Below are 23,268 nucleotides of genomic sequence, written 5' to 3' on the forward strand. Positions count from 1 at the left end.
GTCCCTGCCGTTGCCAACCGGGCTGGTCTGATCTAGTGCGAGATGAGTGCCGACCCAGTAAACAGGGTAATTGCCGGGGAGAGTTTATCGATGATGTACGCGGCTTTATTGAAACCGCTCTCCGGGATAAAGATGATGTCGCCGGACTGAAGCGTGAGGTCAAGCGGGCTGGGTTGAAGGATCTGCTTGAACGGAACGATGCGGGTCTTGCCGTTGACGATCTGGATCACCTGGATGTTCGGATTGCCGCCCGCCTCCTGCGTGAGACCACCAGCCAGTGCGATCAGCTTCGGCAGGGTGGACGTGCTGTCCAGTTGCAGAGCACCTGGATGCTGCACCTGGCCCAGCACGGAGACATAACGCTCCGCCGGCGAAGGGACATAGATAATGTCGTCACGCTTCAGGCGAATATCCGCGAGCGCGTTCCCGCTGTCCAGCAGGCTCTTGAGGTTGACCCAGAGAACCTTATCCGATCCACGATAAATCGCGCAGCGTTCCGGTACGCCCAGCATGGCGGGTTGCAGGCTGGCCTGCATGCTGAAGGCCGTGGAACCAGTACCGCCCCCACTATTACTGCGCGGATTGCCTGAGGCTCCGCCGCGCGTCACCACTTCGAGCAGGGTCGGCGGACGATCGAAGGTCTGGACGCCGGGATGCTCCACCGCGCCCAACAACAGGACCTGATTGGAGGTGTACTTATCCACACCGACCGTCACGCTGAGGCTGGCGTAAAACGGCTTCAACGCCGCGACGACAGCATCAGCGGCCTCCTGGCGGCTCTTATCGGCAAGAAAGATGGAGCCGGCCATGGGCAGGGTCACCTTGCCGTCGGGGCCGATGACATTCTTGCTGTTCAACTCGGGACGGCCGCCGTAGTCGATGGAGATCTCATCACCCCGGCCAAGGATGTACTCAGCATTCGCCTCAGGCTCGAACTCCCGCAACGAGAGCATGGGGTTGGTTTTGAGTGGCACCGTAGCGGCCGCATCCGGCTGTTGCGCCAAGCTGCCGGCGCATGGGATCGCAAAGCCTAACGTAAGCGTCAGCAAAGCCGCTGATGAGACTTGGGTGGTACAGCGCCGCACCTGCCGGGAAATCCTTTGTGTCATTCTCAAGCCGTCAACCCCTGCTTCCAGCTGCCCTTATGGTATCTCCAAGGGCTGATCTCTCTACACTTACCTTTACTCATAGAAACCCGATAGCCGCATCCTGGCTAAACCTTGACCGGGCCGGCGTGGACGCCCGCGGGTGTCCTTGTCCCCTTATCGACCATTTGAGCCTTCCATTCCACCTCCGACTGTCCGACACTGGCGAGCCGGACTGCGTCTGCCAGTGACGGGGCCAGCAGGAAGAGGTCCAACATGGCGGAGAATTGGAGAACCCGTTTGACCGGATTCGACATTCCAGCCAGCCAGACCTGCAGCCCTGCGGCCATCATGGTGCGACGCGCCTCCAACAGACAACCCAACCCATCGGCCTCGATCCGTGCGGTCGCGGAGAGATCGATCACCAGCATCTGGTGTTCCTTGGCCGCCGCCGTGGCCTCGGTCGTCAGCAGGCTGCAGAGGTCGCCGCTCAGCGTCTCAGGTGCGGTCGCAACGCGAACGCCGCCCAGGACCGTGACGCCGATCTTTTCAGCCAGCGGACTATGCGGCTGCAGGCGGCTGACGGCAACACCCAGCGGCAGGTGGCGGATCAGCGCGGCGGCATCGTAGGCATAGCGCGGCAGCAGACGGGACGGTTCCTGGAGCAGCCGATACAGCCACTCCAGTTGCAGCTTCTGAATCCATGCGGGCGCACGCTTCAGGTTGCCGGCGATCATATCGAACGCGCCGCCGATCCCGATGGCGACCGGGACTTTCAAACGCTTGCGATTGCGATGAATCCAGATCTCCTGCTTTGGATTTCCGAATGCCACCAGCAGGATGTGCGGCTTGGCCAGATCGATCTGGCGAAGGATCTCCACATCGTCCATCTCATGAAGCGCCTGAAGCGGAGGGGAGTACCGCCCAACGATGTGTGTGCCTGGGTAGTCGCGTTCCAACACCTGTGCGGCCTTACGAGAGCTTGCCTCGGATGCGCCCAGAAAAAAGATGCCGTAACCGCGCAGCGCAGAGAGCTTGGCCAGCTCAGGAATGAGGTCGACTCCGGTCACGCGCTCCTGCAATGGCTTGCCGAAGAGCTTGGCGGCCCAGATCATGGGTGCACCATCCGGTAGCACCATGCTGCAATCGCAGATGACGCGTTGCAGATAAACGTCTTTGAGGGAGTTACGTGCGAAGTCGAGATTCGCCGTGGCGATCTGGTGGGTGCGGCCTGATGCGATATTCTCTTCGACCCGCGCTACCGCTTCTGCCATCGTCACGTTCGTAATGGGAAGTCCGAACAGCGCTACGGTCTTCGCAGCCTTGTTGCTCATTTAAATCTCTCGACCATGCAGGGAAAACCATTGACCCGGCCCGATGAGCAACGCGGCCCGGAAGGAAAAAGGAAGCAAATGTGCCTTGTTATCAAGGCTATGAAATGATTGTGGCCCACGCTATCCCACTTGGGTTTCCAAAGGCTCCCCCGTGAGTAGCAGCGCAGGTCCAATCTTTTTGATCTGGCTTATCGTACCTGCTCTTCATAACGCATGAAGCGTGAAAAAGATTGGAAAGATTACCATGTTGCCGATAAGGGTAACAAACATCCAGATATTGCGGTTACCTTGGTCCCCTTCAGGAGTTCAGTAACGCGGTGCGCTCCAGATCGAAGCATCGAAGGGGCAGATTTGACTCCCCGGCCGCCAACGCTCCTGCAAATCCAATCGGCAGCGATATCCCCCGCACAAAGAAACACCGGTTTGTAGGATTACTCTCGGCTGAGAGAAAAATCTCCCTCTCTTCTTCAGCGTCGACGTCTACGGCAAACTCTTTGAGTGACAAGGTAATTCCCTGCCCGTGTGCCTTCGCGACCGCCTCCTTCCGCGCCCACCAGCGATAGAAGACCTGCACCCGCTCCGCTCCTTCCTGCGCCTTCTCGATCACCGCGATCTCACTCGCCGCAAAGGTGTCCCGCGCGATCTCCAGCGCTTCGATGGTGGGATCGATTGCCTCCACATCCACGCCCAACGTGGCGCTCCAACTCAGTGCGATCAGAATGAGTCCACGCGAATGAGAAACGCTGAACTCGATTCCGGGTGTGAAAGGTTTGCCGTGTGCGCCGGTCTGTAAAACAATCTCACGCGGGCTTTGCCGAAGGGCCGCACCCAGCAGCATCCGCAGGGACCCACGTCCTACGACGAACTCATCCGCGGCCATCCCGGGGCGCAGCCGTTTGAGGCGTTCAACTTCATCGGCAGTCAGTAGATCTCGGCATCGATCGTAGAGGCGCCCTGATGCCTCGGCGTGCACGCGCCAGAGCTGTATCTCGTCGGCCTCCAATGCGACGGCCCGCTCAGGACGAGCCCATGAAGGGTCTGAATGCGTTGCCGACTTCGACTCCATCTCGCCCATACTTCCCTTTTTGAACTGCCTCCGCAATAGCCCGATAGCCGTACTGTGTCAGCCGACGTGCCATGCGGAACGGCATCCGATCTCGCCTATACTACAAGCGACCTCCGCCGAAACAACCGGGCCCGCACGTCTTTATATGTCGATTATCATCCTCATCCCGACAGCGATCTGCCTCTACGCCATCCTGCGCGGCTCGGTCCAGAAGGCGTTCCTCAACGTCTTCATCCCCATCTTCATGCTCTTCCCCATCTACTTCTATTGGAAGGTGGCGTTTCTACCGCCCATCGACGTGGCCGAAGCTGTGCTCCTGCCGATCGGCATCGCCATGCTGGCCACGCAGATGAAGAGCTGGCGCTTCACCAGTATGGATGTCTGGCTGGGCTTCTTCATCTTCAGCAGCGCCTATAGCGACTACCTTCACGGCAAGACCACCGCCGGCATCTTCGAGTTCTTCAGCAACATCTGCATCGCGCTGGTCCCCTACATGGCCGGCAAGCTCCTGATCGAGCAGTACGGCGCGCGCGTCGCCACCGTGCGCCGCTTCGTCATCTGCCTCTTCGCTGCCTGCCTCATCGCCGGATACGAGTACCGCATGGGCGCGAACCCATTCAGCCTGATGTGGGCGCGCTTCTTCCCGGATGAACTCTTCGCCTGGAAGACGCAGTTCCGCTGGGGTTGGGGCCGCGTCTCCGGCCCATATGGCCAGTCGGAGCTTGCCGGTATCGTCTTCTTCTTCGGCCTGGTCCTCACGTTGTGGCTGGGCTACAACCACCTGTGGGAGCGTAAGTTCTCCCGCGCGAACTGGCTTCCGTTCAACAAGGGGAACATCATCGCGTGGTTCATCGCCTTCACGCTGCTGATGACACAGGCACGCGGTCCCTGGCTGGGAGCCTTGGTCGCGGTGCCCATTGCGCTGATCGGCCGCGCGAAAAACCTGCGCCGCGCCGCGATCCTCGTTGCCGTCATAGGCCTGGGCTTCGGGAGCATCGTCTACACCGGCCTCAAGAGCTACGCCAACCAGCCCACGACATCAGACGAGCAGCAAACCGCGCAGTACCGCCAGCAACTGCTGGATAACTACGTCCCCACCGCGAAGGCCGGAGGAGCCTGGGGCTGGGGTCAGGACTTTCCACGCGCGATGGGCCAGGATTCGGTGGACAACGAGTACCTGTTCGTCGCATTGACCCAGGGATGGGTCGGCCTGCTCTCGCTCTGCCTGCTGTCAGCCGAGACGATCGTTCGCCTCGTGATCGCGATCATCCGCTGCAAGAATAAAGAAGACTGCTACTTCGCACTCTCGCTGCTGGGCATCTTCGCGGGTATGCTGCTCACCCTCTTCACCGTCTTCCTCGGCAATCAGCCGTATGAGATCTTCTTCCTGCTGTGCGGCTGGTCGCAGTCGCTGGTGATGCGTAAAGCAGAGGCGCTGCCGGAAGTTGAGATCGTCGACGACCAGCCCCGCCAAAGGTTCCGGCAGATTTACACTTGAAGTCATTCCAGCGAGGTACGTCCCTGCGCCCCCTCAAGCTCCTGCTGCTCTGCCCCGTGCTTCTTCCAATGTTGTTGATCGGCTGCAAGGCCGGTGCGTCCAAACGCACTGAAGCCAGCGGGCAAACATCGGAACCGCAGCCCTCTGGCCCTCAACCCTCCATCACGACCATCACGCTGGGTCCAGAGACCATCCGCACCTCCGTCAAGCGCATGGGCATCAACCTCAGCGGTCAGAGCTTCTACGACTCCGGCCAGATGTTGCGCAATCTCACCTTCCGCAACCCCGGCTTTGAAGGCGAGATCTGGCAGTCCATCCTGCGCTGTAAATCCGTCACCGCGAACTCCTGCACGGACGAAAACCAGTACACGCAGTGGCCCGCCGGCTTCCTCAACGGCGCGCATTTCGAGTTCATCAGCGGCCCCGCCAAAGGCGAATCCGGCACCTTACTTTCAAGCTCTGCCGCGACCCCGCCGCTGGGCGTGACCCTCAGCTTCAACGCGCTACCAAAGGCTCTCGCAGCCAACGACTTCATCCTTGTCCGCATGGATAAGCCCGGCCACGCCGAAGCCGGATGGTGGCCGAATCTCTCCGGCGGCGCGACGCTTTCCACCGAAACCAAAGACCTTGCACCCGGCACGCTCGGCCGTCAGGCTCTCAGCCTCAACGCCTCCGCGCCGCTCCAAAGCGCGGCTGTCAGCTCCTACTTTGACAGCTTCCAGGGCCACTCCTTCGTGCAGCTTCACGGCGTCTATCGCCTGCAGTTCCACGCCAAGCCTACGTCCGCCAGCCACACGCTCGACGTCAAGCTGGAGCGCCTGGATACGAGCCGCGGCATTGAGTCGCTCTTCAGCAAGTCCATCCCGCTCGTTCCGGGCTGGCACGACTACAGCTTCGACTTCCCCACGAATGAGACGGGCTTCTCGGTCGGCACGGTAGGTCTGACCTTCACCGCGCACGAGACCAGCCTGCTGCTCGACGACGTCTCGCTCACCCCGGCCACTCACCCCGCCAACAACCCCACCGCCTTCCGCGACGAGGTCGTCCAGACCCTGCGTGATCTTCACCCCGGCGTCCTGCGCTATATGGACAATGGCACGGACTTCGGCAGCTCGCTGGACAACATGCTGACGCCCGCCTTCGGCCGTCAACGCGCCGGCGCAAGCACGCAGTCGACGCTTGCCGAAGACATCCCCATCGGCCTGCACGAGTTTCTGGTCCTCTGCCAGGCCATCGGCGCAGAGCCCTGGTACGCCATGGCTCCCGGCACATCACCGGCTGAATCCGCCGCGCTCGTCGAGTATCTGGCCGGGCCGTCAACCACACCCTACGGAGCAAAACGCGCCGCGCTCGGCCAGCTCAAGCCCTGGACCGAGGTCTTCCCGACCATCCACCTTGAACTCGGGAACGAGGAGTGGAACTCACGCTCCTTTGCCGGCTCCTCCATCGCCGATCCGACGGTCTACGGCCAGCGTGCGGGACAGGTCTTCGGCGCGGCACGAACCTCTCCTTACTTCCGTCCGGGCAATTTCGATCTCATCCTCGGCGCATGGTCCGCAGTGCCTTGGTGGACCGGCCAGGAGCTCGCCTCAACCTCCAACGTTGACTCCGCCGCCGTCGCCCCGTACCTCTTTGCGGAGTTCAACGACGGTTCATCGCCCGAAGCCATCTTCGGCCCCATGCTCGCGCAGCCGGAGCAGCTTGACAGCCGCCCTGACGGTGCCATGGCCCTGCAGCTCAAGGCCGCCCAGAGCGCACCGCATCCCGTCCATCTTGCCGTCTATGAGGTCAATATGGGCAGCATGACCGGCACCGCCTCGCAGTCGGAGATCGATGAGTCCGTGCCCTCGATGGGAGGCGGTCTCGCCGTCGCCGACCATATGCTGCTCATGCTCCGCGATCTCGGCGTCACCACCCAGGCCTTCTTCTCGCTGCCTGAGTTCCAGAACGACTTCACCGCACCCTCCGGCCCCAAGCGCACTATGCCCCTGTGGGGCGCGGTCGTCGATATGGGCGGCAACACCAACCTGCGCCGCCCGCAGTTCCTCGCTCTCCAGATGCTCAACCAGGCGATCCTGCCCAACCTCATCGCGGCCCACCTAAGTGGCCCTAACCCAACCTGGAATCAGCCCGAAAGCAACAACGACAAGATCAAGCTGCCCAACGCGCATGAGCTTCAGACCTTCGCCTTTGCCGACGGCCCCCGCCGCAGCCTGATCCTCTTCAACCTCAGCCGCACGGCCTCTCATCCCGTGGTCTTCAACGGTGCGAATGCCCCCAGCGGCGCCGTCGAGCAGACCCTGCTGACTTCCTCCCGCATCACCGACTCCAACGAGATACTGGCGAAGGTGAAGCCGGTCACCACCCAGAACTCACACTTCAATCCCGCCGCACCCTTCCAACTCCCACCCTTCTCCATGACCGTCCTGACCTGGACGGCCCCACACTAACCCAGCGTCTCCGCGATCACCCGCAGCAGCTCCGCCTGTCCCACGCCAAGGTGATAGAAGTGATCGCCCGGAAACCGCCTCACACTGAACGGTCCGTTCGTAATCTCGGACCACCGGGCCAGCCCATCCTCGGACACGCTCCGGTCGTCCACCCCGGCAAACGCCTGCACAGGGACACCAAGTTTCTCCATAACTTGATACTCATAGGTCTCGACGACCTCAAGGTCCGCCCGCAAAATGGGAAGAAAGAACTCCCGCATATCTGCATCTTCTAGAAAACCCTCCGGCACCCCGCCGTAGCGGACGTTGAGCTCCGCCACAAATTCCGCATCCGCCAGCTTATGCAGCCCCCGATGCCGAAACGGCAGATGCGGCGCATTCCTGCCCGATACGAACAGGCACGCTGGCCCACGCAACCCATCCCCGGCGATCCTCTGCGCCCACTCAAACGCCAGCAGCGCGCCCATGCTGTGCCCGAAGATTGCAAAAGGCCGGTCCAGGCTCCCTTTTACCGCCTCATGCAGCGCGTCCACAATCTCACTGACCCGCAATAGCGCACCCTCGGCAATGCGAATCTCTCGTCCCGGCAGCATCACTGGGCAGACCGAAACTCCGGCAGGCAGCAGTCGTTTCCAACGATAAAAAGCCGCGGCACCCGAACCCGCGTGAGGCAGGCAAAACAGTCTCACCCCATTCGCCAGCAAATCCCGTTCTGAAACCCATTCCGGCATACCGATCCCAACTCTCCGACTCAAAAACCTTATCAGACAGGCTAAAATCGTCAGGGCCGGAACTTCCGGCAATCCCAGTCCCGTCGCAGTCAGGAGTCTGCAAGAGAGACCGTGCTTATCCTCCATGTTCTCCTCATTCTCCTGGGCATAGCCCTCCTGCTGGCCACCCTGCCGCTTGTCATCGAGCTCCTTGCGCTGTCGTTGGCCGCCCTGCTCCCTCCAAAACCTCTGACAGGATCGCGATCTCCTGAGTCCATCGGCCTCACCGTCGTCATCCCCGCGCACAATGAGGAACGACTCATCGTCGCCTGCGTCCGGAGCATCGTCAGCTCCAGCGCACCCAACGTTACCGTCCTCGTCATCGCGCATAACTGCACCGATGCCACAGCCCAGTGCGCAACCGCCGCCGGGGCTCAGGCGCTGATCCTGAACGACACGATCGGGGGCAAAGGCACGGCTCTCCACTATGGTTTTACTCAGGCGCTCGCAGCCGGCGCGGACGCAGTCCTGGTCATTGACGCCGACTCCATCATCTCCGCCAACCTCACCTCCGCCGTCACGGCCGCGCTCGCCGCCGGCTCACAGGCTCTTCAGTGCCGATACATGGTTGCCAACCCCGGCAACACCACGCGCACCCGCTTGATGAGCCTGGCCTTCCTTGGCATCAACGTCCTGCGTCCCCGTGGCCGAGCCCGCCTTGGCCTCTCTTGCGGCATCTTCGGCAACGGCTTCGCGCTCTCCGCTCAGACGCTTCAGGCGGTACCGTATCTTGCCAACTCCGTCGTAGAAGACCTCGAGTACCACCTGCACCTGATCCGCGCCGGCATTCGCGTCGACTTCCTCGACCACGCCAGCGTCCTTGGCGAGATGCCCGATACCTCCGCAGCTTCATCCACCCAACGCGCCCGCTGGGAGGGTGGCCGCCTCCTCATGCGCCGCCAATGGACGATGCCGCTCCTGAACGAAGTCCTGCGCGGCCGCCTCCGCATGATCGAGCCGCTCCTCGACCTGCGTTCGCTCCCCCTCGCGACCGAAGGCGCACTGCTGCTGCTGCTCCTGATCCCGTCCTTCTGGTTTCCGTTTCCCTGGTTTGGCGCCTACGCCACCCTGGGTCTCTGCACCCTTCTGCTCTATATTCTGGTCGCGGCCACCCTAGGCCCAGAGCCGGCCCAGACGCTCAAGGCCCTTGCCTTCGCACCGGGCTATATGCTCTGGAAGATCCTCATGATTCCCAGCACCCGCAAGGCTGCCCGCAAGGATAGTGCGTGGGTCCGTACGGAACGTAACGAGCCCTGAAGTCTCTCAATCTGGCTTATAAGCCGGGCACGCAGAGGTCCCGATCATCCCGCCGTTCCACCAGTTCGATCCCCAGCGGATCTTCCCCCACCAGCCAGCAGATGCGCCGCCCTGCAAACGCCACCGCCGGCTTAGGCTCTGAGACAAGCTTCATCCCCGTCGCTTCGAGCTCCGCGATCGCATCCTCCAGACGTCCGCAGCTATAGCAAAGGTGATTCAACCCTCCACCGCGCTTCAACGCCGCCGTCAGCTTGCTGCCCGGCCCGTCCGGCGCAACAAACTCCAGGTAAGACGAGTCGCCATCCAGTCGTGCAAACTGTACGAAGGCCGTCTGTAGCGGATCATGAATAATTTCAGTGATTAAGGTATAGCCATAACGCGCGACGTACAACGCCGCCGTTACGTCGATCGCCTTCGTCGAATACCCCACATGGTGCAGACGAAGTGGCCCCGGATCGCTCATACAAAGCCTTAGAAGTTGAAGGAGAGTCCAGCCTGGATCGTTCGCGGAGCCTGCGCGAAGTAGAGCGTATGACCGTCCGCCGAGATAAATGGACGATAGCCCTGCGCCAGCAGATTCGTCACATCGATCGTCGCATCAAGCCCTTGCGGAAGATGATCCTTCCAGCGCAGATGCTGCCGAACCACGCAGCTCAGGTAAGCCTGATCGCTCATCGCACCATAAGGATCGACCGCCGTCACCGTACCATCCGGCTGCCAGCGATACGACGCCCGAATGCTGGTTCCGGACCGAGCCAGTTTGCCCTTGACCGAGACTGCAGCAGCCTGCGAACTCCTGGCCTTCAGCCCTGAAACCGCCTCGGCCACAGAAGTCGCGTCCCCAGCTTCAGAGGCGAGCGCATCGCCCGTAGCGTATTCAGCCGCAACCCAGAAATCAGGAGCCAGAGGAACGGAAACCGTAAACCGCGCACCGTTTGAGGTGTAACCCGAACCCAGCGTTCGGAAGCCGCCGGAAGCTTGATCCACCAGCAGCGGGTTCGCCTCCGCGTCCGAAGGCCCTGCAGCCGAGCTTGAAATTCCCTGCTCAAAGCCGCCCGCGACCTCCGTGTTCACCATCGCATCGTGGTAGTAGGCCACCTCGACCACGGCCCGGCCGGCCTTGCGCGAAGCTGAAATCTCCTGGTGCCTGCCCTGCTCGAGCAGCATCTGCCCATTCTGCGCAAGCGCAGCCGGAGCCTCCTGCCGCCGAGCTGAAATGTCTGCAAACTCCTGCGTCGCCCGGTCGGTCGCCATGCGGTACTGCAGTCTCCACGATCCGCCCGGATGCGCCGTCAGCCGCACAAACGGATGAGTCGCCAGTGCATAGGAGCCCCCGCCCCGAACCCCCTCAACGCTACCACCCACTTCAAGCTCGACATCCTCACCCAGCGCCATCTGCTGTCCGCTCTGCAGCTTCAGCACCTGGAGCCCGGCAGTCCCGTCAGGACCAACCAGATTGGCATACGACCCGTAGCTCACCGCCGTGCGGCTTCTGCCACCATAGCCAGCCGCACGTTCATACTCCGCGTCGATCTCCATGGACGGCGCGCCGCCCGCACCGGCCATGCTGTTTGGAGAGGAACCGACCGAAGTCCTCACCATCCCTACAGCGCCATTGGCGAACGCCTCATGCAGTTCAAGCTCGCTCCGGACGCTATCTTGACCGAACTCCCCAGCCTCGCCCGTCACAGCTCCGCGAGCCTCAACCCTCGCCGCGGCCCGGGACTCAGGCGCACCCACCACGATCAACGATCCATCGTCGTCAAAGCGCAGGATCGGCCGATTCGCCGTGGAGCGTAGAGTCCACTTCCAGCTATCCTGCGGCTCATCCGCGCGGCGTCGGCTGGCCGGAAGCCAAGAGGCCGTATCGAACAGCGCAGCCAGCGTCAGGTCCACCACCGACCGCGAGCCCATCTGTAATTGAAGATTTCCGCGAGTCGCGGGAACCAGCAGCGCGGCACTCGCACGCACCTGGTACTTACCCGGCAGCAGTCCTGCGATGCTGTAACGCCCCTGCTGATCCGTAAAAGCGGTTGCAATCGTCGTAGCGTTCGCCGCCACCACCTGCACCAGCGCACCCATCTGTGCTACACCCTGCGCGTCCCGAACCACACCCGTCAGAGCCGCCCCGCCTTCCTCCGCGGAGGAAGCGTATGCAGCCCGGCTCGGCTGTGCCAAAAAGCACAGTGCGGCGACAAGACCGAGCACTGCCACACCGGATTCGTTCTGACTTCCCTGGGTTCGCTGCAAAGGTATCCTCTGCGCGCCGATGGCCTTCTCCAAATGGTTCTCCATCGCGAACAATAGAGTCCCTACACTCGTCCGCCGGATCGTCGTTCATCGCTTGACCTCTGCGTGTCGATCGATCCAAATGCGGCGGACTCGCCTAGTTCATTAATCCACTGTAAATGATGCCGTCTCTGCAATCTGCTGCTTTCTGACGCCGTCATTCACCTTGATACTGACCTCATATTTGCCTGGTGTCAGGCTGGCCAGCGGTAAGCTCTTCTCCAACGTCACCTGATCCGCATTCGGATTCAACTTATCCGTCTGCTCGGAGGTGTCCAAAACATCCTTGTTCGTGGCCAGATCGCGGATCTGGTATTCGATCGTCGCGCCATTCTGCTTGTTCGCGCCGATGCCAAGGTTATAAACCTGCATCCAGAAGTTCAGGTTCTGGTTGCGATGAAACGCAATCGGCACAGCCACGCCGGTCGGCACGCGCGGACGAATCCGCGTATTCCCGATGACGAAGTTACCCGCGCCAATCTCCTTCGAAGGCACGCGCTCCATGCGATCCGCCAGGATCAGGGAAGAGTGAGAAAGCTCGTCGTCGATGTACTTCGGAACATTGACGCTACGCTGCCAGCGACCGATGTGATCCGGATTGTTCACGTCCTTGATCACGATATCGACCTTGTACAGACCTGGACGCAGCGGAATTGCCTTCCAATACACGGAACTCTGTGTCTGCGTCTGCCCCAGCAGCTCGCTCGGAACCTGTACAGCCACCGGCTCTTCAAACGTCTGCAGCACGCGGTGATTCAGGTTGGAAACGCGCCCCAAAATGTTGACTGTTCCGGTTGAAACGCCGTCCTTCGTATTGAAGGTGATGTCCTTGTTATGAATCTGTAGCGTCAACGGCACCAGCACAGTGTCGTTGGTGACCTTCACGTAGTCGGTCCGGACGTCGAACAGGAACGGAGGCCCCGTCAGAATCTTGGACGAAACCATGTACGACTCGAGATCCTTGAACTTGATCACCGGCGCCGCGCCCAGCTTGGCAAACTGATCCAGCCGGTCGAACTGCTTGGAGGCGTTCTGCTGAGACATCGGTCCCGTACCAAGCTGCTCCAACCCGCCGCCCGAGAAGCGGTCCGCCTGCTTGGCCTGACCCATCTGCTCATACAGCGTCTGGCCCGCGCCCGGCGTATGCTTCAGCGCGTCCTTCTCAGAGCGGTCCAGCGTCATGTGGTAGTCGCCGCACATGCAGGTGTCGACGAACTCCACATCGATGTTGTCGCCGATGCCTTCGATATAACGGTAGTGCCAGATCTCAAACGGGAACGTCGACGTGCTTCCGCCGCCCTCTTCCATTGGCCGCTCGTAGTTACCGCCGCTGGGGTGTGAGTCGATATTGTCCGGCTTGCCGTACGCAATATAGATATGTCCACGATCCGTGCGCCAGCCAGCCTTACCGGCGGCAAAGTGCTCATTCGCGTAGGCGATGCGCGCGTAGTGTTCTTCGCGATATTCGTTATCAGGGGAGTCGGGATTCGGATTCCGGCGCAGCCAGAAGTTCTCGATGAACTGGTCGCGCTCCTCGTCGTTCGAAAGATGCTTGAACGCGGAAAGCTCCTGGTCCGTAATGATCCAGCGCACGTCCTGATCCACCCAGGTCTTGTAGGAGCCTTTAAGCTCCTGCTTCATGCCCTTTTGTGCGGAACGGGTCTCCTGATCGGTGCGCGGACGCTCCGTCGGGTCCGGCTTATCTTTCTGTACCGGAACCTTGGTCACGCCGTCCTGGCCCGGATTCTGCGCGTGCAGCGTCTGCCCACCTGCCAGCATCATCGACAAAGCAGCCACGCCAAAAACCAGTCGTACCGTACGCACCAAGGGAAAATTCATATTAAAGTCCTGCTCCTGCTGATTACAGAGAATTGTAGGCTGAAATGGGGCAACATACAAACCCCGACTGGCATCCCGCAAACTGCCTCTGGTGAGCAATTTCTCAATCAAGCCATCCTGATTTCAGCCGAACAGTACCCCTGTATCCGGATTGGACGACGAACTTCTTCGAAGGTAAGGAACTCGGCGTATCTTTCTGGTACTCCCTTCCTCATCTTGTTCATCCCGTCCCGAATAAATTCAATGGAACCAACAGATTCACCTCTGCGTATTCCCTCCAAAGCCGTATTCTTAGGATCATCCCTACCGTTCCGTGTACGCCAAAGGCCTGACCCGCAATGAGCTTCAAGAAAATCGCCATCATCGTCGTCGTCGTGCTCGCCCTCGCAGGCATCGCCACCTTCTCCATCCTGCAAAGCCAGGCCAACGTCGTCAAGGTCACGACCGCCACCGTCGGCCGCCAGGACCTGATCTCCGTCGTCACCGGCACCGGCCAGATCAAGCCCAAGACCTACGTCAATATCGGCGCCACTGCCTTTGGCCGCATCACGCACCTCAACGTGAAGGAAGGCGACCACGTCAAGAAGGGCGCCACCCTGGCCACGGTGGAAAATATCCAGCCCACCGCCACGGTCGCGGCTCAGCAGGCCACCATCGCCAGCTCCAAGACCAACGTCACCGCGGACGTCGCAGCAGAGCAGACCGCTCACGCCAACATCGCCGCCGCCAGGGCAGATCTCGAGCAGCGCAAGCTCGACTACGACCGCGCCCTAGAGCTCTATAACGACAAGCTCATCGCCAAGCAGGACTTCGACGCCAAGAAGGCCGTCTACGACGCCTCCGTCGCCACGCTCGACCAGCGCATCGCCTCCGAGTCCCAGGCCAGGGCCCAGACCAACTCCCAGCGAGCGATGGTCAACCAGGCCGTCGCCAGCCAGCGCTCCAACTTCGATGCGCTTGATAAGACCGTCTCCCGTGCGCCCTTCGACGGCCTCGTTACCAACGTCCCCGTCCGTGAGGGCGAGACGATGGTCATCGGCATCCAGAACGCAGAGGGCTCTACCCTCATGACCCTTGCCGATATGTCCGTCATCACCGCGGAGGTCAAGGTCGATGAGACCGACATCGTCAACGTCGCGATGAACCAGACCGCGGAGATCACAGTCGATGCCCTGCCCGGCCGCATCTTCAAGGGCCACGTCACAGAGGTGGGCGACCAGGCCCTGCTCCGCACCACCGGCGTCGCCACCAGCCAGTCCACCACCGGCACGGAAGAGGCCAAGGACTTCAAGGTCGTCGTTACCATCGACAACGTAGACGGCCAGAACAACGATGAGCTCCGCCCCGGCCTCTCCACCACCGCAAAGATCACCACGGCCCGCCGCCCCGATGCCATCACTATTCCCATCCAGGCGCTCGTCCAGCGTGATCCCGCTGCTGAGAAGGCCCTCTCCGCCAGCGCGGGCAAGCCTCACGCACCCTCTGCCACGGCCACGCCCGCCGCCAGCCATGCCAAGCCCAATCTCGTGCAGGGTCTCTATCTCCTGACCACAGACCACGGCAAACACCGGGTGACCTTCACTCCCGTCAGCACCGGCGTCACCGGCGCAACCGATATCGAGGTCCTCTCCGGCATTAAGACGGGAGACATCATCGTCACCGGTCAGTACAAGGTCCTGCGCACGCTGAAGAGCGGAACACTCGTCAAGATCGACAACACACCCGACACCCTCGCCGACACGTCCAAGTCCTAAGTCTTTCTCGCACCAGACAGCACCGGAGACACCCATGGCCACCGCACCCGCAATCGACCCCACCCTCATCAACGCCGAAGGCCCCGTCGCCGGCGAGGTCATCGTCACCAGCAATCTCTGGAAGACCTACGAGATGGGCGACCAGCAGGTCCACGCCCTGCGCGGCGTCAACCTTCGCATCAAGCACAACGAGTACGTCGCCATCATGGGCCCTTCCGGCTCCGGCAAGTCCACCCTGATGAACCTCATCGGCTGCCTGGACTCACCCTCCCAGGGCAAGTACTGGCTCAACGGCCACAACGTTTCGGAGCTGAACGACGACGAGCTCGCCCGCATCCGTAACAAGGAGATCGGCTTCGTCTTCCAGACCTTCAACCTCCTGGCCCGCGCAACCTCCCTCCACAACGTGGAGCTGCCCCTCATCTACAACGGCACCCCGGCCGCGGAGCGCACCGCACGAGCTAAGGAGGTCCTGGAACAGGTCTCCCTCGGACCCCGCATGATGCACAAGCCCAATGAGCTCTCCGGTGGTCAGCGTCAGCGCGTAGCCATCGCCCGCGCCCTGGTCAATCGCCCCAGCATAATCCTCGCCGACGAGCCCACCGGAAACCTCGACTCCAAGACCAGCGTCGAGATCATGGCCCTCTTCGCTGAGCTCCATGAGAAGGGCAACACCATCGTCCTCGTCACCCACGAGCCCGATATCGCCGAGTACGCCCACCGCATCGTCACCATCCGCGACGGCGTCGTCTCCAGCGATCACCCCTCCGCCCGCCACGCCGCGCAGACAAGCTAGAAGACAAGCTAGCAGCTTAGTTCGCCGTCGCTCCAAGTAGCCCTGACACACTGGTGTGCAGGTCCGCGTCCTGCATGACGTAGAACGTGCCGCCCCGTCCGTTCTGGCTCGGCGAGCAGTCCGGCCCATTCAGCGAGCCCTCCTGGTTCATATCGCCAAAGATCACATAAGGGGCCGGCCCGGAGGTCGAGACTCCCACCTTGGCATGGTTTCCGTTCGGGTTCGATCCCCCCAGCAGCCCGAAGGAAGTCTTGTTCCACACCCCCGCCGTGGCGCTCACCACCGCTCCGCTAGGCCCTAAGCTCGAATCCCAGCAATGGATCGGGGTGGAAGCCGTCGTATTCGGGATGATGTCCGGCAGCGTCCACCAGTTCGCCACATGCAGTGAAACCCCGCCCAGCTCAGCCGAGACCATCTGCCACGGCGGAACCTGCAGCTTGCCGGGCTTTGAGATCATCTCCACCCCAGTCGAAAGCATCCCCGTCACCACCCCGGTTCCCTTTGGCCCGGTCACAAGCCCGGACACCAGGGCGGACACCCGTGCGGGGCCACCGTTGTTCACCACCTGCAGATTGGTGGTGTCGGTCGCGATACTCGCATTGTCCAGCCCCGCCAGCACCAGCTCGAGGTCCGGCTCGGTCAGCCGCAGCGCGAAGAAGTGCTGACTCACCTCAACGTCGTTATCCTTCTCCAGGCACCCCAGCGTGCCGCCGGCAGCACGCGCATGCTTCGCACTCCCGGATAGCGGCCACTCCGGCGTCGACACCTGCATCACCATGCCCTCGCCCGCGTCGTTCCAGGCCAGCATCCCCTTGGAGTGCGCCCATGCAGAGCTGCACGAATCCCCCACCCCACAAGGCTTCGTCGGATCGCCATAAGGCTGATCGTTCCACACCACGTAGTGATAGCTGCCGTTATAGATCTCGTCGTACGTTGCGCCCACCGGGTCCTGCTCGGTTGTCCCCAGGCACTCATTCCCGCCAGTCTGCAGCGTGTGCGCCTCGCTGCTCGCATAAACAAACTGCTGGCTGAAGTGCGCATATTTATCTGAATCCTGCTTCGTCCCGCCAAACGGGCACGTCCGTGTATCCCCGCCCGCGCAACCAGGAAATGCCTGCGCATTAAGCTTGAACACAAAGAACCAGTCCACGGGATGCCCCGCCGCCAGCAGCGGATACGGCTGCGCGCAAGCGGTCTTGCCGGTTCCGCCGCAGTTTAGCCCCGCAAGCGTATTCCCCGCTGCGCTGGCCGACCCACCCGCACCCGGCACCGCCACCGTCTTGACCGGCCCCTTAGCCCCCGGAGCAGGATGGTGCAATGGAAACAGCAGACTGCTCGCCGCCAGCAGAATCGGTGCCGCAGGCCCGAGCTTACGCACCAGGCTGCCGCCCGTTCCAGTCCCGCTTGCCGTCTTCGTAACCTTCGCGGGCGCCATCTTACTCGCCTAGTCCAGCAGCAGGAGCAGCCACAGGATTCGGCGCGCCTTCAGCAGCCACTCCATCCGGCGTCGCAATCGCTGCCGCCCCGGTCGCGGAGATATCCTTGACGGTCTTCTGGTCCCCTGCCGCGTTCAAAACACCCGGCTGGCTGTAAGAGATCCCTTTGCCCACCGCATAGGTCGTCGAGCTGATCCCAAGCAGAATCAGAATCTGTGCCGAAATCTCCGGAAACTTCCCATCCTGAATCGTCAGGATGAACAGCCCCAGCGCAATCACGATCGTAAAGATCACCAGTTGAAACCGCGAGACGCTCGCCTGTCCATTGACCTCGGACACCAGCGCATCCAGGTCGATCTTGCCCGTCCATACCATCCATAGCAGCACAAACGATAGAATCCCCAGGAAGCCGCACACGCCATATCCTGCGATCAACTTCAATGTGATCAGCTTCTCGTTTGAAGCCAGGCAAGTCTCACAACCCTGTAGTCCGATGTACATTTCCGCCACACCTTTCATCCTCTAAATCTCTCTGCCCAGCTAACGCCCGCGAGCAACCCGCAGCCACGTCCCAATCAGGTAAACCGCACAGCTCGCCCCAAACAAAATCAGCCACCACAGCCCGATCCCCGGCATCGTCCCACTGCCGTCCGTCACAAGGTCAATCGCATACTTCAAACTCACAACCACCGTCACAACCAGCAGCAGTACTCGCTCAAGCTTTAAACCCGCAAACCCGCTGCCGCTCCCGAGCAATCCCTTCAGGTTGATCCGTCGAGCCACCATCAGGTACGCCAGCAGCAAGATCAGCGCTGTCGCAAGACAAGCCCCTTCCAATCGAATCAATCGAAGAGAAATCATAGAAGTAGAAATCGGAATAAAGGACAGCGACCGGGAGGTACGGGGGAATGTCGGCCATCCTAGCATCCACGCCTCTCCCGCACAATCTATTTGTTCAAACACCCCCACCCGTTCCCCCGCCCGGGAACCCCATTCGTCATCCACGCAACGCTCCATGCGACCTTACGGCCCCCTTGCACCGTCTAAACTACTGATATGGCCAAGCTCCTCAGCCGACTCCCGGCCTTGCTTCTCTTGTTCCTCTGCCTCTCCTCGGCTCAAAATGCATCCGCCGACGCACGCTTTGACCTTGCCGGTCCCAAAATCGATGTCCGCGTCACCCGTAACGGCGTCACCCTCCCCATCGCGCTCGTCCCCAATCTCCAGCCCGGCGACCAGATCTGGCTTCATCCCGATCTCCCCACCACCCAGTCCGTCCACTACCTCCTCATCGCCGTCTTCCTCCGCGGCACCACCAACCCGCCACCGGACAACTGGTTCGTCCGCATCGAGACCTGGAACAAGAAGGTCCGGGAAGAAGGCGCCTTCATCACCGTGCCGGACGAAGCCCAGCAGGCTGTCCTCTTCCTCGCTCCTGAGACCGGAGGCGATTTCTCCACCCTCCGTTCTGCAGTCAAAGGTCGCCCCGGCATCTTCGTCCGCGCCTCCCAGGACCTCACCGAGGCCGGCTTCGAGCAGGCCCGCATCGAAAAATATCTCGCAGAGATGAAGCAGGTTGCGCCCGGTGACCCCGCAGCCCTCACCGAGCACTCCAACCTCCTCGCCCGCACCCTCAACCTGAAACCCAATCCCGAGTGCTTCAAGCGTCCCATCGACCAGCAATTCAACTGCCTCACCCAGACCGGCAATCAGTCCCTGCTTGATGACGGCCACGGCCAGACCGTGGTCGCGTCCCTCTCCAACGGCCCCGGCTCCGACTTCATCAACCAGGCCTCCTACACCCAGCTCGCCGGTGCCGGGACCTACTCCGCATACGTCGGCGCGGTCGTAGACCTCATCCGTCTCACCAGCTCCCTGCACACGGCGCAGTACCAGTACATCCCGGCCATCGCCTTCCCGGACCAGTCCAGCCTCAACCTCCGCCTCAACACCCCACCCTCCTTCCACAACCCCAAATCCGTCATCGTCATCGGCCTACCTGCAGTCCAGAAGTCCACCCTGCCGCCGCTCCGCCCGGCCGAGCCCAATCACACCTCCTGCCTGCTCGATCCCAAGATGGTTCTCCCCATCGACGGCGCGCCCTTGGTCTTCTCCACCTCCTTCGCCCACCAGATGGTCCTGCACCTCAACCTTCCCGCTGGCACCGCCGCACCCAACGGCCAGCCCGACGTACCCCTCTCTCCCGACGCCTTCCAGGGCGGCCTCACCATCTCGCAATCCACGCCCGGCCGCCGCGAACTCCCGGACGCAGGCACCGCCCCCACGCCCACTCGTTCCGACGCCCCGCAGCCACCCAAGTCCACTGCCAGCCTACCCGTCCCCACCCAGCCCATCACCGGCACGGTCAAAGGTCTCTGGGGCTTCGACTCGTTCATCGGCCCTACCCTCGTCCTCCAGGCCACCCCCGGCGGCAACTGGCACATCGTCCGCTCTCCCTCCACGCCGGAAAACCTGATCGCCGGCCAGCCTAACCATCTGCAGATTGCCTCCTCCGGCACCGCCTGCATTCAGTCCATGCAGCTTGAACCCGGCGACCAGAAGATCGATTGGAAGGTAGACGAAAAAGCCGACCTCCCTGACCATTCTGAAGCGCACGCCGCCACCCCAACACCCGAGACCCCGTCTGCAAAGGATGTCGCCGTGCCCCCCCGGGCGCCGGTAGACTCCAAGCCCGTGACCGCCGAGGTCAAGCCCGCGCAGCCTCTCCCTCCGCCGCAGCCCGCCGTCCATCCGGTCGACCTCACCCTCAACCTCCAGCACGCTGCAACCCCGGGCTCCATCCAGCTCGCCATCCAGCAGTTCGGCCAGGTCAAAGCAGATCAGCTCGGCACCAAGACCTTCTCAGAGCCCGCCAAGATTGAAGCCATGCAATTCCACAACGGCGACTCGACGGTCCAGCTCACCGGTCACGGACTGGACGAGGTCAAGCAGCTCACCATAAAGGATGCCATCTTCATCCCGCAGGCCCCCGCAGCGGCAGACCCGGACCAGCCCGCCCCCAAACCCACCTCCGCAGCCCTCACTCTTGAGCTGGCCAAGGACGCCAAGTCTCCCCAGGTCAAAAATGGCGAGCATCTCTCCGCCCAGGTCCAGCTCCAGGACGGCCGCACAGTGGACGTCTCCACCGACGCTCTCCCACCCCGCCCCGCCGTCTCCATTCTCTCCCGTCGCATCACCCAGGCCACGCCATCTCCCATCCAGCTTTCTTCCCCGGATGAGGTTCCACTCGGCTCGCAGCTCGTCTTCTTCCTCAAATCCAAGGCCAAGTTTGATCGCTCGGAGCAGATCGAGATCTCCAACGCCGACGCCACCCTCCAGACCAAACTCTCCATCAAGGAAAACTCTCTCGTCCTCCAGGACTCCCACACCATCCTCGCCACGCTCGACCCTCTCAAGACCTTCGGCCCATCGTCCTTCGGCCCCTTCCGCATCCGCGCCGTCGCCCAGGATGGCACCGTAGGCGATTGGCTCCCGCTCGCCACCATCGTCCGCCTCCCCACCCTCTCGCAGCTCCAGTGCACCGGCACGCACTCGCAGGAGCCCAACGCCTCCTGCCTCCTCACCGGCCAGTCCTTGTACCTCATCGATTCCATCGCCGATTCCATCGCCTTCACCGACCCCACCACCGTCCCGGAGGGTTTCGTCGATACCACCCTCGCCATCCCCCACCTCACCAGCCCCACCTTCTACCTGCGCCTGCGTGACGACCCCACCGCCATCCAGCAGGTCACCCTCGCCATGACCCCGCCCCCCGCACCGGCCCATCCCACCACCACACACGCCTCAGCGGTCCACCCAGCCGCTCTTCCCCCTGCCACCCAGCCCGCACCAACCCCACAGCCCGCTCCGCAGCCATAGAAGCTTCCGAGCCGAGGGCGCTGTATCCGCCTTTATCCGTATCGATCCCTCTTGTCCGCGTTACGCATTCCCATCCCTGCCACAAACAGAAAGGCCCGGCCAAAGCCGGACCTCTCAGCGACATCATTCTTACCCCGGACCACACTGGCTCCGATCGCTAGTCCCTAGGCACTAGGCTCTAGTCCCTGTTTCAACAAAGCAGCCTGCACCTTGCTGTGCTTCCGGCTGTAGCTGAAGTAAACCACCAGCCCGATCAGCAGCCAGACCACCAGCCGAATCCAGTTCGCCGCCCCCAGCTCGACCATCATGTAGCCGTTGAACAGGATACCCAGCACCGGCACCACCGGAATTGGCCACGCCAGCGGAGTACGGAACGGACGATGCCGATCCGGATCTTTATGACGCAGCACCATCACCGCAATGCAGACGATCACAAACGCAAACAGAGTTCCAATGTTCACCATCTTGCCGATGTCGTCGATCGGCGTCACCGACCCAACGATCGCCGCAATAAATCCAGCCAGGATCGTACCCTTCCACGGCGTACGGAACCGCGGGTGAATGTCCGCGAAGAAGCCCTTCGGCAGCAGCCCGTCCTTCGCCATCGAGTACAGCACACGGCTCTGACCCAGCAGCATCACCAGCATCACGCTTGTCAGCCCAGCCAGCGAGCCAATCGTAATCACGTTTGCAGCCGAGTTTAGATTGCGATCCAGGAACGCCCGCACGATCGGAGCCTCGATGTTGATCTCCGGCCAGTACACCATGCCCGTCAGCACCGCAGCCACGCCGATGTAAAGCAGCGTGCAGATCGCCAGTGAAGCAATGATGCCGATCGGCATATCCCGTTGCGGATTCTTCGCCTCCTGCGCCGTCGTGGAGACCGCGTCGAACCCGATGTACGAGAAGAACACCAGTCCAGCCGCCAGCCCAATCCCACCCACGCCGAACGGCGCAAATGTATGCCAGTCAGAGCCCCAGTTCGCCTTGTTCACATAGTGCGAACCCAGCCCCAGCACAAACAGCACAACCGCCAGCTTCAGCACCACGATGCCGGCGTTGAACCGTGCCGACTCCTTGATGCCGATCACCAGCACGGTCGTAATCAACAGCGCAATCAGAAACGCCGGAAGGTTGAAACCAAGCTCGATCCCGCCGATCTTCGGCGCATTCAGAAGCGCATGAGCGCTCGCCGTAAGCTGCGCGGAAGGATGTGCCAGCAGCGCTGCCAGCGCATCGCTGAACGCCTTCGTCCCGGACGCGTAGTCCGGATGCTCTGCCATTACGGTCTTCCGGCCCACACTCTCAAACGCCTTCTTCAGTCCTGTCCAGTGGTCATACGCCAGCCACAGCGGAAACTTCAGGTGAAAGATCGCCAGAAACTCGACAAACGTGTTCGACCAGCCCGAGCTCACCGTGCTCGCGCCCATCGCGTACTCCAGCGTCAGATCCCACCCGATAATCCACGCAAACAACTCGCCCAGCGTCGCATACGCATACGTATAGGCCGAGCCAGCCAGCGGAATCATCGCCGCAAACTCCGCATAGCAGAGACCTGCAAACGCGCATCCGAACCCCGACAGCACAAACGCCAGCATCAACGCCGGCCCCGCCGTCTTCGCACCCAGCCCGCTCAGAACAAAGATTCCCGCCCCGATCACCGCGCCGATACCCAGCGCAGTCAGGGAAAACGGTCCAAGCGATCGCTCCAGCGTCTGCGAGCCATGCTCATCCGCCTCCGCCATCAACACGTTCATCGTCTTCTTCGCAAACAAATTGGCCATGCGTCTTCTTGCTCCTCGAACCTGGGTTAGT

General features: G+C 61.7%; 17 protein-coding genes. 6 read left to right on the forward strand and 11 right to left on the reverse strand.

The window, feature by feature from the left end:
• Positions 1–32: 32 nt before the first annotated feature.
• From ACIX9_RS09360 to ACIX9_RS23715, 3 genes are all read right to left on the reverse strand, one after another.
• Complete coding sequence (locus ACIX9_RS09360) at positions 33–1,085, reverse strand: polysaccharide biosynthesis/export family protein (RefSeq protein ID WP_013580234.1); 1,053 nt, start codon at positions 1,083–1,085, stop codon at positions 33–35.
• 128 nt (positions 1,086–1,213) lie between these two features.
• Positions 1,214–2,419 carry a WecB/TagA/CpsF family glycosyltransferase gene (locus ACIX9_RS09365; RefSeq protein ID WP_013580235.1) on the reverse strand — a complete coding sequence of 402 codons (1,206 nt, stop codon included), beginning with the start codon at positions 2,417–2,419 and terminating at the stop codon, positions 1,214–1,216.
• A gap of 298 nt (positions 2,420–2,717) precedes the next feature.
• A complete protein-coding gene (locus ACIX9_RS23715; RefSeq protein ID WP_157477431.1) occupies positions 2,718–3,422 on the reverse strand; it encodes a 4'-phosphopantetheinyl transferase family protein in 705 nt (234 codons plus the stop codon).
• A gap of 208 nt (positions 3,423–3,630) precedes the next feature.
• Here ACIX9_RS23715 and ACIX9_RS09375 point away from each other — a divergent pair, with 208 nt between their 5' ends.
• Both ACIX9_RS09375 and ACIX9_RS09380 read left to right on the forward strand, forming a co-directional pair.
• Positions 3,631–4,983: an O-antigen ligase family protein gene (locus ACIX9_RS09375; RefSeq protein WP_013580237.1), complete on the forward strand. Its 1,353-nt coding sequence runs from the start codon at positions 3,631–3,633 to the stop codon at positions 4,981–4,983.
• A gap of 56 nt (positions 4,984–5,039) precedes the next feature.
• Positions 5,040–7,433, forward strand: a complete 2,394-nt coding sequence (locus ACIX9_RS09380; protein ID WP_198152073.1) for a hypothetical protein — start codon at positions 5,040–5,042, stop codon at positions 7,431–7,433.
• Here ACIX9_RS09380 and ACIX9_RS09385 read toward each other — a convergent pair.
• Positions 7,430–8,164, reverse strand: coding sequence for a thioesterase II family protein (locus tag ACIX9_RS09385; protein ID WP_041597624.1), 735 nt, complete (start codon positions 8,162–8,164; stop codon positions 7,430–7,432). The genes ACIX9_RS09380 and ACIX9_RS09385 overlap by 4 nt on opposite strands.
• Before the next feature lie 111 nt (positions 8,165–8,275).
• Here ACIX9_RS09385 and ACIX9_RS09390 point away from each other — a divergent pair, with 111 nt between their 5' ends.
• Positions 8,276–9,460, forward strand: coding sequence for a glycosyltransferase family 2 protein (locus ACIX9_RS09390; RefSeq protein WP_013580240.1), 1,185 nt, complete (start codon positions 8,276–8,278; stop codon positions 9,458–9,460).
• A gap of 16 nt (positions 9,461–9,476) precedes the next feature.
• On the opposite strand, the gene ACIX9_RS09395 is transcribed toward ACIX9_RS09390, so the two are convergent.
• From ACIX9_RS09395 to ACIX9_RS09405, 3 genes are all read right to left on the reverse strand, one after another.
• Positions 9,477–9,923 carry a VOC family protein gene (locus tag ACIX9_RS09395; RefSeq protein ID WP_013580241.1) on the reverse strand — a complete coding sequence of 149 codons (447 nt, stop codon included), beginning with the start codon at positions 9,921–9,923 and terminating at the stop codon, positions 9,477–9,479.
• Between the two features lie 8 nt (positions 9,924–9,931).
• On the reverse strand, positions 9,932–11,755 hold the full coding sequence (locus ACIX9_RS09400) for a TonB-dependent receptor (protein ID WP_013580242.1): 1,824 nt from the start codon (positions 11,753–11,755) through the stop codon (positions 9,932–9,934).
• Between the two features lie 99 nt (positions 11,756–11,854).
• Positions 11,855–13,588 (reverse strand): GWxTD domain-containing protein, encoded by a 1,734-nt coding sequence (locus ACIX9_RS09405; protein ID WP_013580243.1) that lies wholly within the window; start codon positions 13,586–13,588, stop codon positions 11,855–11,857.
• 338 nt (positions 13,589–13,926) lie between these two features.
• Here ACIX9_RS09405 and ACIX9_RS09410 point away from each other — a divergent pair, with 338 nt between their 5' ends.
• Positions 13,927–15,342 (forward strand): efflux RND transporter periplasmic adaptor subunit, encoded by a 1,416-nt coding sequence (locus ACIX9_RS09410; RefSeq protein ID WP_013580244.1) that lies wholly within the window; start codon positions 13,927–13,929, stop codon positions 15,340–15,342.
• A gap of 34 nt (positions 15,343–15,376) precedes the next feature.
• A complete protein-coding gene (locus ACIX9_RS09415) occupies positions 15,377–16,138 on the forward strand; it encodes an ABC transporter ATP-binding protein (RefSeq protein ID WP_013580245.1) in 762 nt (253 codons plus the stop codon).
• Positions 16,139–16,154: 16 nt separating this feature from the next.
• Here the strand turns inward: ACIX9_RS09415 and ACIX9_RS09420 are convergent, their stop codons facing one another.
• From ACIX9_RS09420 to ACIX9_RS25720, 3 genes are all read right to left on the reverse strand, one after another.
• Positions 16,155–17,573, reverse strand: a complete 1,419-nt coding sequence (locus tag ACIX9_RS09420) for a deoxyribonuclease II (RefSeq protein ID WP_013580246.1) — start codon at positions 17,571–17,573, stop codon at positions 16,155–16,157.
• Between the two features lies 1 nt (position 17,574).
• Positions 17,575–18,015 carry a hypothetical protein gene (locus ACIX9_RS09425; protein ID WP_157477433.1) on the reverse strand — a complete coding sequence of 147 codons (441 nt, stop codon included), beginning with the start codon at positions 18,013–18,015 and terminating at the stop codon, positions 17,575–17,577.
• Between the two features lie 99 nt (positions 18,016–18,114).
• Positions 18,115–18,420: a hypothetical protein gene (locus tag ACIX9_RS25720; protein WP_157477435.1), complete on the reverse strand. Its 306-nt coding sequence runs from the start codon at positions 18,418–18,420 to the stop codon at positions 18,115–18,117.
• Between the two features lie 210 nt (positions 18,421–18,630).
• On the opposite strand from ACIX9_RS25720, the gene ACIX9_RS25725 reads away from it, so the two are divergent.
• Entirely contained in the window at positions 18,631–21,453 is a 2,823-nt protein-coding gene (locus ACIX9_RS25725; protein ID WP_013580249.1) for a hypothetical protein, read from the forward strand.
• A gap of 164 nt (positions 21,454–21,617) precedes the next feature.
• Here the strand turns inward: ACIX9_RS25725 and ACIX9_RS09440 are convergent, their stop codons facing one another.
• Positions 21,618–23,237 carry an amino acid permease gene (locus ACIX9_RS09440; RefSeq protein ID WP_013580250.1) on the reverse strand — a complete coding sequence of 540 codons (1,620 nt, stop codon included), beginning with the start codon at positions 23,235–23,237 and terminating at the stop codon, positions 21,618–21,620.
• Between the last annotated feature and the right edge of the window lie 31 nt (positions 23,238–23,268).

Origin of the sequence: Granulicella tundricola MP5ACTX9 (assembly GCF_000178975.2) — a bacterium.
Classification (GTDB): domain Bacteria; phylum Acidobacteriota; class Terriglobia; order Terriglobales; family Acidobacteriaceae; genus Edaphobacter; species Edaphobacter tundricola.

Bases quoted from the DNA above. Each gene is read 5' to 3' on its own strand.
- ACIX9_RS09365 (WP_013580235.1), bottom strand. From the start codon at position 2,419: ATGAGCAACAAGGCTGCGAAGACCGTAGCGCTGTTCGGACTTCCCATT.
- ACIX9_RS09375 (WP_013580237.1), top strand. From the start codon at position 3,631: ATGTCGATTATCATCCTCATCCCGACAGCGATCTGCCTCTACGCCATC.
- ACIX9_RS09385 (WP_041597624.1), bottom strand. From the start codon at position 8,164: ATGCCGGAATGGGTTTCAGAACGGGATTTGCTGGCGAATGGGGTGAGA.
- ACIX9_RS09395 (WP_013580241.1), bottom strand. From the start codon at position 9,923: ATGAGCGATCCGGGGCCACTTCGTCTGCACCATGTGGGGTATTCGACG.
- ACIX9_RS09400 (WP_013580242.1), bottom strand. From the start codon at position 11,755: ATGGAGAACCATTTGGAGAAGGCCATCGGCGCGCAGAGGATACCTTTG.
- ACIX9_RS09405 (WP_013580243.1), bottom strand. From the start codon at position 13,588: ATGAATTTTCCCTTGGTGCGTACGGTACGACTGGTTTTTGGCGTGGCT.
- ACIX9_RS09410 (WP_013580244.1), top strand. From the start codon at position 13,927: ATGAGCTTCAAGAAAATCGCCATCATCGTCGTCGTCGTGCTCGCCCTC.
- ACIX9_RS09415 (WP_013580245.1), top strand. From the start codon at position 15,377: ATGGCCACCGCACCCGCAATCGACCCCACCCTCATCAACGCCGAAGGC.
- ACIX9_RS09420 (WP_013580246.1), bottom strand. From the start codon at position 17,573: ATGGCGCCCGCGAAGGTTACGAAGACGGCAAGCGGGACTGGAACGGGC.
- ACIX9_RS25725 (WP_013580249.1), top strand. From the start codon at position 18,631: ATGGCCAAGCTCCTCAGCCGACTCCCGGCCTTGCTTCTCTTGTTCCTC.
- ACIX9_RS09440 (WP_013580250.1), bottom strand. From the start codon at position 23,237: ATGGCCAATTTGTTTGCGAAGAAGACGATGAACGTGTTGATGGCGGAG.